Raw genomic sequence first — 13,583 nt, 5'->3', positions numbered from 1 at the left:
TCTGGGAGTTCAGCGTGTCGATCCGACACCCGGTGCATCGAAGGAGACGGCGAAGTGCTCGGACGGAAGAACTACACGAAGGACGAAATCGATCACGCCGAGGCGTCCGTCGCGGAGCAGGTCGCCGCGTACACGTCGCTGACGGGGGCGATTGCGGGCGAGGTCACGGGCAAGAAGGTTTTCGCCGCACTCGAGGACTTCGAGCCACTGTTCTTCGGCAACATGGTCCTGGTGCTGGACCGCTACTTCGTCCACCGGATCCGGGCGGTCACGGGCAAGGACGGGAACCCGCTCAACGAAGTCGAGATCATCGCCGACTCGTTGATGAACAACGACGGCATCCTGCGCGGCATCAGCGTCCTGAAGTATTTCTCCGGCCAGTCCGTGCTGAAGCTGGAGATCGGCGACCGGATCCGCGTGAGCGCCGACGACTTCGAGCGGCTGTCGGCGGCGTTCTTCGCGGAACTGCGGTCGCGGTTCCTGGCATGAGCGTGTGGTTCACGTCCGATCTGCACCTTCGTCACGCCCGGCTGGTGGAGATCCGGGGCTTCGAAACGGAGATCGACGCGCACGACCAATCCATCCTCGACGCGCTGGCCGCCGCCGTCGGGAGCGGCGATCAACTCTGGATACTCGGCGACATCACCGTCGGAGGTAAGGCCGCCGAGGACTGGGCGCTGCGCGCACTCGACGAGTTCGCGCGGAAGCGGAACGTCGAACTGCATCTGATCCCCGGCAATCACGACTCGTGTCACCCGATGGCGAACCGCAACAGCCACATCCGGCAACGGGTGTTCCTGGAGACGTTCGCGTCGGTGCAGTTGTTCGCGCGGCGCAAGATCGCGGGCGAGACCGTGCTGCTCTCCCATTTCCCGTACGTCGGCGACCACACCGCGGAGGACCGGGGCGTGAAATACCGGCTGCAGGACGAGGGAGACTGGTTGCTGCACGGGCACACTCACCAGGACGGCGTGCTCGACCCGTCCGTGCACCCGCGGCAGATCCACGTGGGCTGGGACAGTTGGCGCAGGCCCGTGCACGTCGACGAGATCGCGGAGATCATCGGGCCGGACGCGTCGACCCGGTGACCGGTGTGGCGTCGGCGCGGTATCTGCCGGGCGTCGATCCGTGCGTGTTCTTGAACAGCCGGGAGAAGTGGGCGGCGTCGGTGAAACCCCAGCGGGCACCGATGGCCGAGACGGGCAGATCGCGGTGACGGGGGTCGGCGAGATCGCGTCGGCACTGTTCGAGGCGGCGGCGTCGGATCCATCCGCTCACCGTGTCGCCGTCGGCCTCGAACAGCTTCTGCAGGTGCCGCACCGAGATGTGATGGGCACCGGCGATCGAGTGCAGATCCAGCTCCCGGTCGGCGAGCCGCTCGTCGATGAAGGCGGTGACCCGGACTCGCAGTGCGTTCCCACGCGACTGCGGGATCAGTCCGTCGGCGAGGTGGAGTTGCTCTGCGAACGCGGCCGCGACCAGATCGAGGACGGCATCGCCGAGGTGTACCGCCACGGTGGGGGAGGCGTCGGCGATCTGCTCGCCGAGCCCGCGCAACAGCGGGGTGACGACGGCACCGAGCCCCTGGCTGCCCGGCACGCGGCGCGCGGTGAGCTGGGCGATGCCGTCGGGCGGAACGCGGAGCAGGTGCCGGGGGAACATCACGACGAGCATCCGGAACCGGTCGTCGAACGACAGCTGATACGGCCGGGTCGTGTCGTAGATCGCGAAGTCGCCGGGGGTGAGCGCGGCTTCGCGGCCGTCCTGGCTCAGGACGCACGACCCGTGCACCTGCAGTCCGAGTTTGAAGTAGTCGGGGTTGGCGGCGCGGATGGTCCGCGGTGTTCGGCTGATGACGTGCGGGGCGGCCGTGACCTCGCTGATCCGGATCGCACCGACCGTCGCGCCGCGCACGACGCCACGGAAGTCGTCGTGGTCGGCCGACGTCATTTCGAGGGGGACGAACGCGTCGCTCACCGAGTCGCGGAACTCGTCGAACGAGACGAGGCGCTGTTCGCCCGGACGGATGAGACTGCTCACGACCATCGTCTACCTCAACTGCGTTTGACGGCTTCGCGTGCGGCGGTGCCCGACGCCAGCTTCTCCAGCAACCCGATCAGGACGAGCCGTTCCGACGCTGTCAGCGCGTCGGTCCACGTCTGCTCGCGTTTGTTGTGCGCCGAGTACGTGCTGACGATGGCGTCGTGCCCGGCGTCGGTGAGTTCGAGGTCGACCGCCCGGCGGTCGCCTGCGGACGGTCGCCGCGTCACGAGACCGTCGCGCTCGAGCGTATTCACCAGCGCCGATACAGCAGACCTGCTCATCCCGGACAGTGAGGCCACCCGCTTGGCTTCGCACGGTCCGGCGAGCCACAACACGAACAGCACCCGGAATCCGGGCCAGCTCCACCCGCTGGGCCGGTGGACCGTCGACTCGAGGTCGTAGACGAGGGCACTGGTCACGCGGTGCAGCGCGAGAACCAGGCGCATGGACACCGGATCGACCTCGGGCAGTTCGTCGACGGTCTTGCCCACCGCGAAGTCCACGAAGGACAGGAAGTCCAGGTTGCTCTGGTCGGTCGTCTCCTCGGGCATGAGCACAGGTTAGCGGCCGAATCGGTGTAATCAAAGCCTTGACCATTAGCGCCCGTGAGTACTTGTTAACCGCCCGACGTTAATAAGTACTCACGGGGCGTCAGCCAGTGACCCTCGCGGCACTGCCCGCGTCGACGGGCAGGACGATGCCGCTGATGTGTGCGCTGCCCTCGGCGGCGAGGAACAGCACGACCCGGGTGACCTCGGCGGCATCCAGCCACGCCACGGGCTGGGCGTGCAGGCTGCGGAACACCGGTTCCACGTCCTGTGCTCCGGGCATCTCCAGGTCCGGCCGCATCATCCGGTAGAGGGCGTCGTTGTGAATCATCGGTGTCGAGATATTGCCCGGTGCAATCGCATTCACCGTGATGCCGTGCGGGGCGAGGTCGAGCGCCGCGCTCTTGGTGAGCCCGATGACACCCCACTTCGACGCCGCGTACGCGGCCATGTTGGTGTTGCCGGCCCGGCCGAGCATCGACGAGATGGTGACGATCCGGCCGTATCCCCGCCGGATCATGCCGGGCGCCACCGCTCCCACTGTGTTGAAGACGCCGGTGAGGTTGGAACCGATCGCCTCCGACCACTGTTCCTGCGTAAGCGACTGCACCGGGGCGGCCACCGAGACGCCGGCATTCGCGACCGCGACGTCGATCCGCCCGAACTCGGACTCCGCCTCCGCAACCAGTGCGTCCATCGCGGCCCGGTCCGCGGTGTCCACCTTGGCGGTGATGCACCGGCGGCCGGTGGCGCGCACCAGCTCCGCGGTCTCGTCGAGATCGGCGGCAGTGGCCAGGGGATAGTTCACGGCCGGGCTGTCCTCACAGCGGTCGCACAGAACTATGTCTGCTCCACGTTCGGCCAGTGCGACCGCGTGGCTGCGGCCCTGGCCGCGGGCGCCGCCGGTGATCAGGGCGACCCGGCCTTCGAAGTCTTCCATCGTCGTTCTCCTGTCCGGGCGGATCAGCGCAGCTTGATGCTGCCGCCGTCCGCCATCAGTGTCTGTCCGGTCATGTACCGCGAATCTTCGGAGGCGAGGAACACCGCGACGGGCGCGATGTCGGTCTCGGGATCGCCGATCCGCTGCAGCGGAACCTTCGCCACGGACGCGGCGGCGCGGTCGGGAAATTGTTCCTGCCAGGCGAGGACGCCCTCGGTCGCGGCGAACGGACAGATCACGTTGACCCGGATCTGGTCGGCCGCCCACTCGTTGGCGGCCACCCGGCTGACGCCGCGAATCGCTTCCTTGGCCGCGGCGTACGACGTCTGGGTGGGCATGCCGTCGAGCCCGGACCCGGACGCGAAGTTGATCACCGACCCCTTCGACGCCGTCAACTGCTCGTAGCACGCCTGCATGAGGTGAACGACCGGATAGAACCCGGTCCGGAACGAGAGGTCGAACATCTCCTGGGTGTGGTCGATCAGTAGGGCCTGCCGCGAGGCGTGGGCGTTGTTGACCAGCACGTCCACGGATCCGAACGCTGCGACGGCGGCGTCCCGGATCTGCTCGGCGGATTCGCGCCGGGAGATGTCGGTGTTCAGGAAGCGAGCGGACGATCCCAATTCCTGCTCGAGATCCTTGCCGCGTTCGTCGTCGATGTCGACGAACAGGACGTTGGCGCCCTCGCGGACGAACACCGTCGTCACGGCCCGGCCGATGCCGCCGGCGCCGCCCGTCACGATCGCCGTCTTTCCGTGCAGCCTCATCGTGCGCTCCTTCTGCGGTTGTGGCTCAGACATCGGCGGTGTCGCCGGTCGCCAGCGCGACCTTCTCCAGTTCGGCGACGCTGAACGCGGCATAATTCTCGTACGGTCCGCGGCCGGCGAAGTAGGGTGTGAGAAGCTCCTCCAGCTCCTCGGGCGAGAACGCGGAACCCGCTGCGTCGAAGCGGTTCTCGACCTGCGGTGCCGCCATCACCGCGACCATCTTGCCGTACACGACGAACACCTGTCCGTTGATCTCGTCGGCGGCGGGGGAGGACAGGTAGTGGACGAGGGTGGCGACCCGTTCGGGTGACAGAGGGTCGAGTCCCGCGTCGGCCGTGTTCTCGCCGAACGCGTCGGCGGTCATGGCCGTCCTGGCGCGCGGGCAGATCGCGTTGGCGCGCACCCCGTAGCGGGACAGGCCCTGTGCCGTCGAGAGTGTGAGTGCGGTGATCCCGGCCTTCGCGGCCGAGTAGTTGGGCTGGCCCGCCGATCCGAACAGGAACGCCTCGGACGACGTGTTGACGACCCGCCCGTATACCGGGCCTCCGGCGGCCTTGCTCGCCTCGCGCCAGTGCACGGCGGCGGCCCGCGACGTGGCGGCGTGCCCCTTGAGGTGGACGCGGATGACGTCGTCCCAGTCGGATTCGGTGAGGTTGAAAATCATCTTGTCGCGCAGGATTCCGGCGTTGTTGACGAGGATGTCCATCGATCCGAACGTGCTGACGGCCTCGTGCACGAGGTGTTCGCCCAGCGACCAGTCGGAGACGTCACCGGTCACGGCGGTGGCGCGGCCGCCGGCCGCCGCGATCTCCGCGGTCACTGCGTGTGCGCCGTCGCCCATGTCGTTGACGACGACTGCCGCGCCGGCGGCGGCGAGTGCGAGGGCTTCGGCCCGGCCGAGGCCTGCGCCCGCGCCGGTGACGACGGCAGTGCGTCCGGCGAGGCTGAGTGATTCCGTCATGGGAACTCCTGAGTGAGAGATGAACTAGATTTCATTCTAGTTGTATCGCACGAACTACTGATCAGTCACGAGAGAAGCGCAATCTGATAGAGGAATGTTTTCTACTTTCCCTGCCGATTCGGCATCGACGGCACCGGCTGCGGACAGGTCTCGGTGAGTGGGAACTGTGGTCGACGTCACTGAGCGGCATGCCAGGTTGGGCGTGCTGATCCTCTCGAATCCCCGGAGCCACATATGCATAACATGCCCCTGTCCCCAGGTGAGGCGGAGCGCGCACCGCTCTCACGCGGGAAGTCGTTCGCCCTCCTCGCCCTGATCATCCTTCTCGTCGAAGTCATCCCGCTCGCCTACAACTTCGTCACCCCGGCGCTGCCGGAGATCGCGAAACACTTCGGCACCGCGAACGTCGGTTGGGTGATCACGATCGTCACGCTCGTCCTCGCCGCCTCGACTCCGCTCGTCGGCAAACTCGGCGACATCTACGGCAAGAAGCGGATGATGCTCGTGTCCGCCGCGGTGTTCGGCGCCGGTTCACTACTCGGCGCGCTGGCCCCCAACTTCGAACTCTTCCTCGTGGGCCGCGGACTCCAGGGTGCGGGCATGGCGATACTCGTACTCGCCTACGGGTTGATCCGAGACATCCTGCCCCCGTCGATCATTCCCGTGGCCGTCGGATTCGTCGCCACCGGAATGGGCGCCAGCACCATCCTCGGCCCGATCATCGGCGGCTACCTCATCGACCACTTCGGCTACACCGGCGTGTTCTGGGCGCAACTCCTCCACGTGGCGGTCGTCGGAATCGCGGTCGCGATCTTCGTTCCCGAGACCACGCTGCGGACGCGATCGAAGCTCGACGTGCTCGGCGCGGCCATCCTCGGACTCGGCGCATTCGTGCTGCTGTTCGGTATCGGTAAGGCCGCCGCGTGGGGTTACACGGCCCCGCAGACGCTTCTGTGCGTGGGCGGCGGTATCGCCATCCTCGCCGGCTGGCTTCTCTACGAACGCACGCCGAAGGAACCGCTCATCGACCTGCAGATGCTGAAACACGGACCCGTCGCGAAGACATTGGCCGCCAGCGGTTTCGTCCAGTTCGTCCTCGTCAGCCATTCGATGCTCATCCCGATGTTCGTCATGACCGATCCCGACCTCGGTCTCGGTTACGGATTCGGAGTCACCGCCCTCGCCGTCGCCATCTACACCGTCCCCACGGGCGTCGTGTCGATGATCGCGGGCCCGGTCGGCGGATACTTCACCCGTCGGATCGGCCCGGCGCCGGTTCTGGTGTTCGGCGGCGCATCCCTCGCGCTCGGATCGTTCCTGCTCGCCACCCTGCACGATTCGACGGTCCAGATGATGTTCGGGCAGTTGGTGATCGGCCTCGGGCTCGGTTCCGCGTCGGCGACGCTGCCGAACCTCATCATGCGCACCGTGCCCGCGCAGACGCAGGGGATTGCCGGCGGGATGCTGAACCTGTCCGGCTCGCTGGGCAGTGCGATCGGCAGTCAGGTGATGATCGCCATCGTCGCGATCCCCGGTGTCGTGCTGGTGGGCCGCGCCGCGCAGTACTCGGAGAAGGGCTTCGTCTACGCCTTCTTCACACTCGCCGTCGCCGGACTGCTCGCCGCGGTGATGGGGCTTCTCCTCACCCGCAACAAGATCGAGCGTCCGGTCGACGCGACGGTGCCCAAGTCGGAGTTGGTCGCCTGATCTTCCCTCCGCGCACACCCGCCGCCAGCAGGGTGCGCGCCTCCTCCCGACCGTCGAGCAACCGATTGACGCGCCGGGTCACCTTCCACGCGCCGTCGATCTTGGCGAGCTCCCACCGGTTGGCGGTGATCCGGTGGACGCGGAATCCGTCGTCGTCGTGAATGATCAACTGCGACTTGCACGTGGCCACCGCGGTGTCACCGTCGACGCGCACGTGCCCGGGCTCGAGCATGTGCGCGCAGCCACTACCGATCCAGCCCTGATGTGCCTGCGACTGCACCATCGCCGTGATGGCCGCATGCCCGCGCATCACCCCGGTGTCGACGTCGTACACGCCGTCCTCGGTCCACAGCCGCGCGACCGCGTCGGCCGAACCGCTGTCGATGGCGGGACCGTAGGCGGTCATCAATTCGAGGATGGCGAGCTTGTCCTCGAGTGCGGTGACGCGTTCGGCGAGTGCGCGGACGAGTTCGTCGGTGCCGGTCATTGACGGATCCTGTCTTCGGTTGCGGTGCGGAAGGAGACGCCGAGTTCGTCGCCCAACTGCCGGAGAGCCTCCAGTTGCTCGCAGTAGTGGGCTGCGCTCGTGGACGCGAGGGTGACGCTGCCGACGGTGGTGCCGGCGTCGCGTCGTCGTTCGAGGGCGCGAGTCACGGTGTCGCGGGAACCGATCGGGTCCAGGGGCGCGCCCGCGCTGAGGACCACGTCGAATCCGTCGGGGACGTCGACCCTGGCGAGCAGCGCGCACAACTCGTCGAGAGAGAGGCCGAACGGCACCCACCCGTCGCCGAGCGTCGCAGCGCGGCGCAGGGACCGCAGTGTCCGTCCCCCGATCCACAGCGGGACCCGCGGCTGGACGGCGTGCGGTTCGACGACGACGCCGTCGAAGTCGTAGAACGTGCCGTGGTACTCGGGCCGAGATTGCGACAGCGACGCACGGAGCGCCGCGAGGGCGTCGTCGGCGCGGGCGCCCCGGTCGTCGAAGTGGGCGCCGAGCAGGTCGAATTCCTCGCGCAGGCTGCCCACGCCGAGGCCCAGGACGAGCCGGCCGCCGCTGACGACGTCGAGCGTGCCGTAGCGCTTCGCGATCTCGAGGGGGTGGTGATAGCCGAGTACCAGAACCTGGGTGGCGAGGCGGATGCCGGTGGTCTGGGCGGCGAGGAAACCGAGTGTCGCGAGCGGGTCCCAGTAGGTGCCGCCGCGCTCGACCGCGACGTCGGTGGGTACGGCGACGTGCTCGCTGCAGGTGAGGTGGTGGTAGCCGAGGCGGTCGGCTGTGCGGGCGATCGCGGTCAACTCCGCGATGCCGGCGCCGAGCTCCCAGTCCGCGCGGACGGCGGGGTGCGCGATGACGATGGGCGGCGCGATTCCTATGTGCATCAGTTCGTTACTCCGCTGTCGGGGGGGTCGGTCTGTCGTCACCGTTGTAGTGGAGGTGCCCGGGTGCCGCGCGGGCACTCCCGGTGACCGGACGCGGCGGTTGTCCGAATTCTTCCCCGCGGCGGGCACGACTGGTACATTTTAAGAATTCATTTCAATTTTTGTCGGGCGTATGCGTGTGACCAGGATATTTGGAGGCGTCGATGACTGTCGTCGATTCGGATGATGCACTGTCGGTACCCGCTGCGAAGAAGGATCTGCCCCCGTCGATGGTCGAGCGGATGACGCTGATCCTCGACGCGTTCGACGGCCGCACGTCGCGCCTGACCCTCGAGGAGGTCGCGTGCCGCACCCGGCTGCCGCGGTCCACGGTGCACCGCATCCTCGACCAGCTGGTCCGCCTCGACTGGGTCGACCACGCGAGCTTCGGCTACTGCCTCGGACGGCGCGCGACGGGGCTCGGCGGCGGCGACAACGGACACAGCCAGGTGCGGGCCGCGGCGGCCCCGCTGCTGCACGAACTGCACATGCAGACCGGAATGGTGGTGCACCTGGCCGTGCTGGACGGCGCGGAGAGCGTGTACCTGGACAAGGTGGGCGGGCGAATGGCCGCGAGCCTGCCGTCGCGGGTGGGTGGGCGCGTTCCCGCCTACACGACGGCGGGCGGCAAGGCGATGCTGGCGTGGGTCGACCCGGAGCAGGTCGACGGCATGTACGGGCCGCGGCTCAACCGGAGCACGGACCGCACGATCACCGAACTGTCCACGCTGCACCAGGAGCTCAACCGGATCCGGCAGCGCCGCGGTCTCGCGTTCGAGCGCGGGGAGGCGGTGCGAGGAATCGGTTGCGTCGGTGTCGCGGTCCGCAGCGCCGACGGGCCGGTGGCCGGGATCTCGCTGTGCGGCGACGCGCGCACCGTCCAACTCGAACGCATCGCCCCGCTCGTCGTCGACGCCGCGCGGGAAGTCACCCGGACGCTCCACCCCGAACTGGGAACACCCCGTCGCGGCCGCCGGACCCCGGAAATCCCGGACAGCTCGTGGTCGACCGAGACCCTGGACCAGCTCCTCGCGGTGCAGTCCGGGCAATGGCTGTAGCGCCCGTGCGCGCGTGACGAGTCTCTGGACTCGTTACGCGCGCACGGGTCGCGGAGCGGCGTCGAGGCCGAAACCGCCCCGGAAGAACACCATCGGACGCTCCTCGCACACCGATTCGAGTTCCAGGACGCGTCCGATCACCACGTCGTGGTCCCCGGCGGTGTGCACCGACTGCACGTCCGCGTGCACGCGCACGAGAACCCCCGGCAGCGACGGCGTCGACCACCGCGACGGCTCCCAGGACAGCCCGTCGAACTTGGTGCCCCGGCTCGAACCGAACCGGAAACAGAGGTCCGTTTGGTCCTCTCGCAGCACGTTGATCGTGAAGCGCCCAGACTGCCGAATGCGCGGCCAGGCCCGCCCGCGGTGATCGGCGCAGAACAGGATCAGCGGCGGCTCCAGGGACACCGACGCGAACGACTGACACGTGAATCCCACCGGACCCTCCGTGTCGAGCCCGGTCACCACTGTCACTCCGCTGGCGAATTGGCCGAGGGCACGGCGCATCTCGTCCGGTGACGGTGCGTCCGAGCGTGTCCCGGGCTGGGTGCCGGCCGGTTCCGTTGCCATCAGACCGCCTCCGATTGCTCTTCCGTCGCCGACCCGTTCGACGATCGTCCCCGAGGCTAAGGACGGCCCGGTACCGTCACGAGATGCCGTCTCGGTCAGTGGAAATCCCCTGCCGATACCTGCGCGAGCAGGGCGATGTCTCGCTGACCGGGATCGCTTCTGTCCGAGCCGGGAGCGCGCTGGCAACGTGACCGACCATGACGACTGACTCGAGTTACGAGGGCACCCTGAAGGAGCTGAAGACCGACCTCGGCGTGCTTCGCTACCACGAGGCCGGCGACGGCCCGCCTCTTCTGCTGCTGCACGGCTCCGGCCCCGGCGTGACGGGGTGGCGCAACTTCCGCGGCAACCTCAGCGTCTTCGCCGAGCACTTCCGCACCTTCGTCCTGGAGTTCCCGGGATTCGGGGTCAGCGACGACTTCGGCGGTCATCCGATGCTCACCGCAGGCGACGCGGTACTCCGCTTCCTCGACGGGCTCGGACTCGACGAGGTGGCGATGCTCGGAAACTCGATGGGCGGCATCGTCGCCACCCAGTTCGCCATCGCGCACCCCGACCGGGTCGGCAAGCTGATCACCATCGGCGGCATCGGCAGGAACCTCTTCAGCCCCGGCCCCGGTGAGGGCATCAACCTCCTGATGGAGTTCACGGACGACCCCACCCGGGAACGACTGATCGCGTGGCTGCACTCGATGGTGTTCGACCCCGCGATGGTCACCGAGGAACTGATCGAGGAACGCTGGACGCAGGCAACCGACCCCGAGACCCTCGCCAGCGCCCGCAAGATGTACAGCAAGGCGGCGTTCGAGGCCGGCGCCAAGGCGGCACTCGAGTCCGATGCGACGCCGTACTGGGCTCAGCTGCACAAGGTGAAGGCGCCGACACTGCTCACGTGGGGTCGCGACGACCGGGTCAGCCCGCTGGACATGGCGATCATCCCGATGCGGTCGATTCCCCGGGCGGAACTGCACGTGTTCCCGAACTGCGGGCACTGGGCGATGATCGAGCAGAAGACGGCGTTCGAGAGTGCCGTCCTCGCCTTCCTCCTCCGCAAGGAGGGCACCGGACGATGAGCGGCACCGAAGAAAACTTCGACACCACAGTCGATTTCCTCGTCGTCGGCAGCGGTGGCGGCGGCATGGCCGCGGCGATCACCGCGGCCGACCGGGGAATCGACACTCTCGTCATCGACAAGGGCGCCACGTTCGGCGGATCCACCGCCATCTCCGGGGGCGGCATCTGGATTCCCAACGCCCCGACGCTGCGCGAGAAGGGTGTGATCGACTCGCGGGACTCGATCCGCCGCTACCTGGACATCATCACCGAGGGCACGGTTCCCGCCGACCGTCTCGACGCGTTCGTCGACAAGGGCCCCGAGCTGATGGAACTGCTCGACCGCAGCCCGCACATGAAGCTCTACTGGGTGAAGGGTTACTCCGACTACCACCCGGAGTACGACGGCGGCCGTCCGCTCGGACGCACCATCGAATGCACGCCGTTCGACACCCGGGCGCTGAAGGAGGACGAGCAGTACCAGCGGCCGAACAGCATGAAGGGCCCGCTGGGACTGTGGGTCACGTCCAAGGACTACCACGATCTCGCCATGGTCAAGCGCACCTGGAAGGGCCGCAAGGCATCACTGGTCGCGGCGTGGCGGGTGGCGTCCAACGTGATCCGCCGACGCCACATGGCCACCGGCGGCCGCGCACTCGTGGCGCGGATGCGGATGGTCCTCAAGGACGCCGGGGTGCCGCTGTGGCTGAAGACGTCGATGACGGAACTGATCGTCGACGGCACCGGAGCCGTCGTGGGTGTTCTCGCCGAACGCGACGGACGAACGGTCCGGATCGGCGCGCGTCGCGGCGTGCTGCTCGCGACCGGCGGCTTCGACCACAACCAGGACATGCGCGCGAAGTACCTGCCCAAGCACGGCGTCCCGGACGTCAGCGCCGGTGCCCGGGAGAACACCGGCGACGGCATCGTCGCCGGCCAGAAGCTCGGCGCGGCAGTCGACCTCATGGACGACGCCTGGTGGATGCCGTCGGTGTTCCACCCGATGGGCGCCGTGATCCCGCTCGTGTCGGAGCGGTGCACTCCGCCGTCGGTGATCGTCAACGGCCGCGGCGAACGCTTCACCAACGAGTCGTCGCCGTACGTGAATTTCGTCCACGACCAGCTCGACGGCGGTCACGTCCCGGCGTGGTTCGTGATGGACGCCAAGGCGAAGTCGCGGTACCCGTTCGCGCAGGTGCTGCCGGGTGTGCCGTTCCCGCAGGGGTTCTACGACTCCGGGGTCGTGCACAAGGCGGACACGCTGCGTGACCTCGCCGACGCGATCGGCGTCAAGGCCGACACCCTGGTTGCGACGATCGACCGGTTCAACGGCTTCGCCCGCACCGGCAAGGACGAGGACTTCGGCCGCGGCGACAGCGCGTACGACCGGTACTACGGCGACCCGACGATGAAGAACCCGTGCCTCGACGAGATCGTCGAGGGACCGTTCTACGCGATCCGGTGCGAGGCCGGCGACCTGGGGACCAAGGGCGGACTCGTCACCGACGCCGACGCGCGGGTGCTCCGCGAGGACGGTTCCGTCATCGACGGCCTGTACGCCACCGGCAACACGTCGGCGTCGGTGATGGGCAACGAATACGCCGGTGCGGGCGCGACCATCGGTCCCGCCATGGTGTTCGGCTACATCGCCGCGCTGCACGTCGCCGACGTGAGTGGCGAGACGTCCCGGGGCGCGCGACAGCACTCACGTGCGGGAGAGGTGGCGTGATGCTGAGCGATGCACAGCGACTGTCCGCCGCCCACCTCCTGCGGAATGCCGAACAGAGCCGCGCGCCGATCGATCCGTTGACCACCGTGTTCCCGGGCATCGACGTCGTGGACGCCTACGAGATCGCGCTGATCAACATCCGGGCAAGGCGGGGCGCGGGGGAGACGGTGTACGGCCACAAGGTCGGGCTGTCGTCCGAGGTCATGCAGAAGATGATGGGCGTCGACGAACCCGACTACGGGCATCTGCTGTCGAGCATGGTGTACGCCGAGGGGACGCCGATCGACACCGCCCGATTCTGCTACCCGCGCATCGAGGTGGAGATCGGATACGTCCTCGGCGAGACCCTGCCGGGGGAGGGATGCACCGAGGCGGACGTGCTGGCGGCCACCGAATACATCGTTCCCAGCATCGAACTGATCGACTCCCGCATCACCGACTGGAAGATCGGGCTCGCCGACACGATCGCCGACAACGCGTCCTCGGCCGGGGTGATCCTCGGCGCCGGACGGGTCGAACCGGCGAACGTCGACATCGGCGGGATCTCCGCCGTGCTGTTCCAGGGCGAGGAGGAGATCGCGCGGGGCGAGGCGTCGGCGGTGCTCGGCAATCCCACGAAGGCCGTGGCCTGGCTGGCCCGGAAGGTCGCGAGCTTCGGAGTGCGACTCGAGGCCGGGCACGTGATCCTGCCGGGTTCGTGCACCCGCGCGATCGACGCCCGGCCCGGCGACGTGTTCCGCGCCGATTTCAGTGACATCGGTTCCGTATCAGTACAATTCAAGTAAAGG

General features: G+C 68.0%; 15 protein-coding genes. 7 read left to right on the top strand and 8 right to left on the bottom strand.

All coding sequences use genetic code 11. From position 1 onward, the window contains the following. The first annotated feature begins 54 nt into the window (after nt 1-54). Complete coding sequence (locus G9373_RS01890) at nt 55-489, top strand: hypothetical protein (protein ID WP_005255628.1); 435 nt, start codon at nt 55-57, stop codon at nt 487-489. Continuing rightward, nucleotides 486-1,088, top strand: a complete 603-nt coding sequence (locus G9373_RS01885; protein ID WP_005572560.1) for a metallophosphoesterase — start codon at nt 486-488, stop codon at nt 1,086-1,088. The genes G9373_RS01890 and G9373_RS01885 overlap by 4 nt, the downstream gene beginning before the upstream one ends. Here the strand turns inward: G9373_RS01885 and G9373_RS01880 are convergent. From G9373_RS01880 to G9373_RS01860, 5 genes are all read right to left on the bottom strand, one after another. After that, on the bottom strand, nt 1,060-2,046 hold the full coding sequence (locus G9373_RS01880; RefSeq protein ID WP_167113699.1) for a helix-turn-helix domain-containing protein: 987 nt from the start codon (nt 2,044-2,046) through the stop codon (nt 1,060-1,062). The two genes, G9373_RS01885 and G9373_RS01880, sit on opposite strands and share 29 nt — an antisense overlap. An 8-nt stretch (nt 2,047-2,054) precedes the next feature. Beyond that, on the bottom strand, nt 2,055-2,600 hold the full coding sequence (locus tag G9373_RS01875; protein WP_005255632.1) for a MarR family transcriptional regulator: 546 nt from the start codon (nt 2,598-2,600) through the stop codon (nt 2,055-2,057). Between the two features lie 94 nt (nt 2,601-2,694). After that, nucleotides 2,695-3,531 carry a mycofactocin-coupled SDR family oxidoreductase gene (locus G9373_RS01870; RefSeq protein WP_005255634.1) on the bottom strand — a complete coding sequence of 279 codons (837 nt, stop codon included), beginning with the start codon at nt 3,529-3,531 and terminating at the stop codon, nt 2,695-2,697. A gap of 23 nt (nt 3,532-3,554) precedes the next feature. Further along, the gene (locus G9373_RS01865; RefSeq protein WP_005255637.1) at nt 3,555-4,298 is read right to left on the bottom strand and encodes an SDR family oxidoreductase; all 744 of its coding nucleotides are present in this window, start codon (nt 4,296-4,298) and stop codon (nt 3,555-3,557) included. 25 nt (nt 4,299-4,323) lie between these two features. Further along, on the bottom strand, nt 4,324-5,259 hold the full coding sequence (locus G9373_RS01860; RefSeq protein WP_005255638.1) for a 3-oxoacyl-ACP reductase: 936 nt from the start codon (nt 5,257-5,259) through the stop codon (nt 4,324-4,326). A 243-nt stretch (nt 5,260-5,502) separates the two neighbouring features. Here G9373_RS01860 and G9373_RS01855 point away from each other — a divergent pair, with 243 nt between their 5' ends. Then, nucleotides 5,503-6,966, top strand: coding sequence for an MFS transporter (locus tag G9373_RS01855; protein WP_065490065.1), 1,464 nt, complete (start codon nt 5,503-5,505; stop codon nt 6,964-6,966). Here the strand turns inward: G9373_RS01855 and G9373_RS01850 are convergent. Then, nucleotides 6,902-7,453 (bottom strand): nuclear transport factor 2 family protein, encoded by a 552-nt coding sequence (locus G9373_RS01850; RefSeq protein ID WP_240960298.1) that lies wholly within the window; start codon nt 7,451-7,453, stop codon nt 6,902-6,904. The genes G9373_RS01855 and G9373_RS01850 overlap by 65 nt on opposite strands. Further along, nucleotides 7,450-8,346 carry a TIGR03619 family F420-dependent LLM class oxidoreductase gene (locus G9373_RS01845; protein WP_167113697.1) on the bottom strand — a complete coding sequence of 299 codons (897 nt, stop codon included), beginning with the start codon at nt 8,344-8,346 and terminating at the stop codon, nt 7,450-7,452. Before G9373_RS01845 ends, G9373_RS01850 begins: the two co-directional genes overlap by 4 nt. A gap of 203 nt (nt 8,347-8,549) precedes the next feature. Here G9373_RS01845 and G9373_RS01840 point away from each other — a divergent pair, with 203 nt between their 5' ends. After that, on the top strand, nt 8,550-9,443 hold the full coding sequence (locus G9373_RS01840) for an IclR family transcriptional regulator (protein WP_167113694.1): 894 nt from the start codon (nt 8,550-8,552) through the stop codon (nt 9,441-9,443). A gap of 33 nt (nt 9,444-9,476) precedes the next feature. Here G9373_RS01840 and G9373_RS01835 read toward each other — a convergent pair whose 3' ends face one another. Beyond that, nucleotides 9,477-10,013 (bottom strand): flavin reductase family protein, encoded by a 537-nt coding sequence (locus tag G9373_RS01835; RefSeq protein ID WP_054247357.1) that lies wholly within the window; start codon nt 10,011-10,013, stop codon nt 9,477-9,479. A gap of 197 nt (nt 10,014-10,210) precedes the next feature. On the opposite strand from G9373_RS01835, the gene G9373_RS01830 reads away from it, so the two are divergent. From G9373_RS01830 to G9373_RS01820, 3 genes are read left to right on the top strand one after another with little or no spacing between them, the layout of a single operon-like run. Continuing rightward, a complete protein-coding gene (locus G9373_RS01830) occupies nt 10,211-11,086 on the top strand; it encodes an alpha/beta fold hydrolase (RefSeq protein ID WP_005565233.1) in 876 nt (291 codons plus the stop codon). Next, complete coding sequence (locus tag G9373_RS01825) at nt 11,083-12,795, top strand: FAD-binding protein (RefSeq protein WP_167113691.1); 1,713 nt, start codon at nt 11,083-11,085, stop codon at nt 12,793-12,795. Before G9373_RS01830 ends, G9373_RS01825 begins: the two co-directional genes overlap by 4 nt. Beyond that, nucleotides 12,795-13,580, top strand: coding sequence for a 2-keto-4-pentenoate hydratase (locus tag G9373_RS01820; RefSeq protein WP_005565235.1), 786 nt, complete (start codon nt 12,795-12,797; stop codon nt 13,578-13,580). Before G9373_RS01825 ends, G9373_RS01820 begins: the two co-directional genes overlap by 1 nt. Nucleotides 13,581-13,583 lie beyond the last annotated feature (3 nt).

The organism is Rhodococcus sp. A14 (assembly GCF_011603105.1).
GTDB lineage: Bacteria > Actinomycetota > Actinomycetes > Mycobacteriales > Mycobacteriaceae > Rhodococcus_F > Rhodococcus_F opacus.
This window is presented reverse-complemented; position numbering and strand designations above follow the sequence as displayed.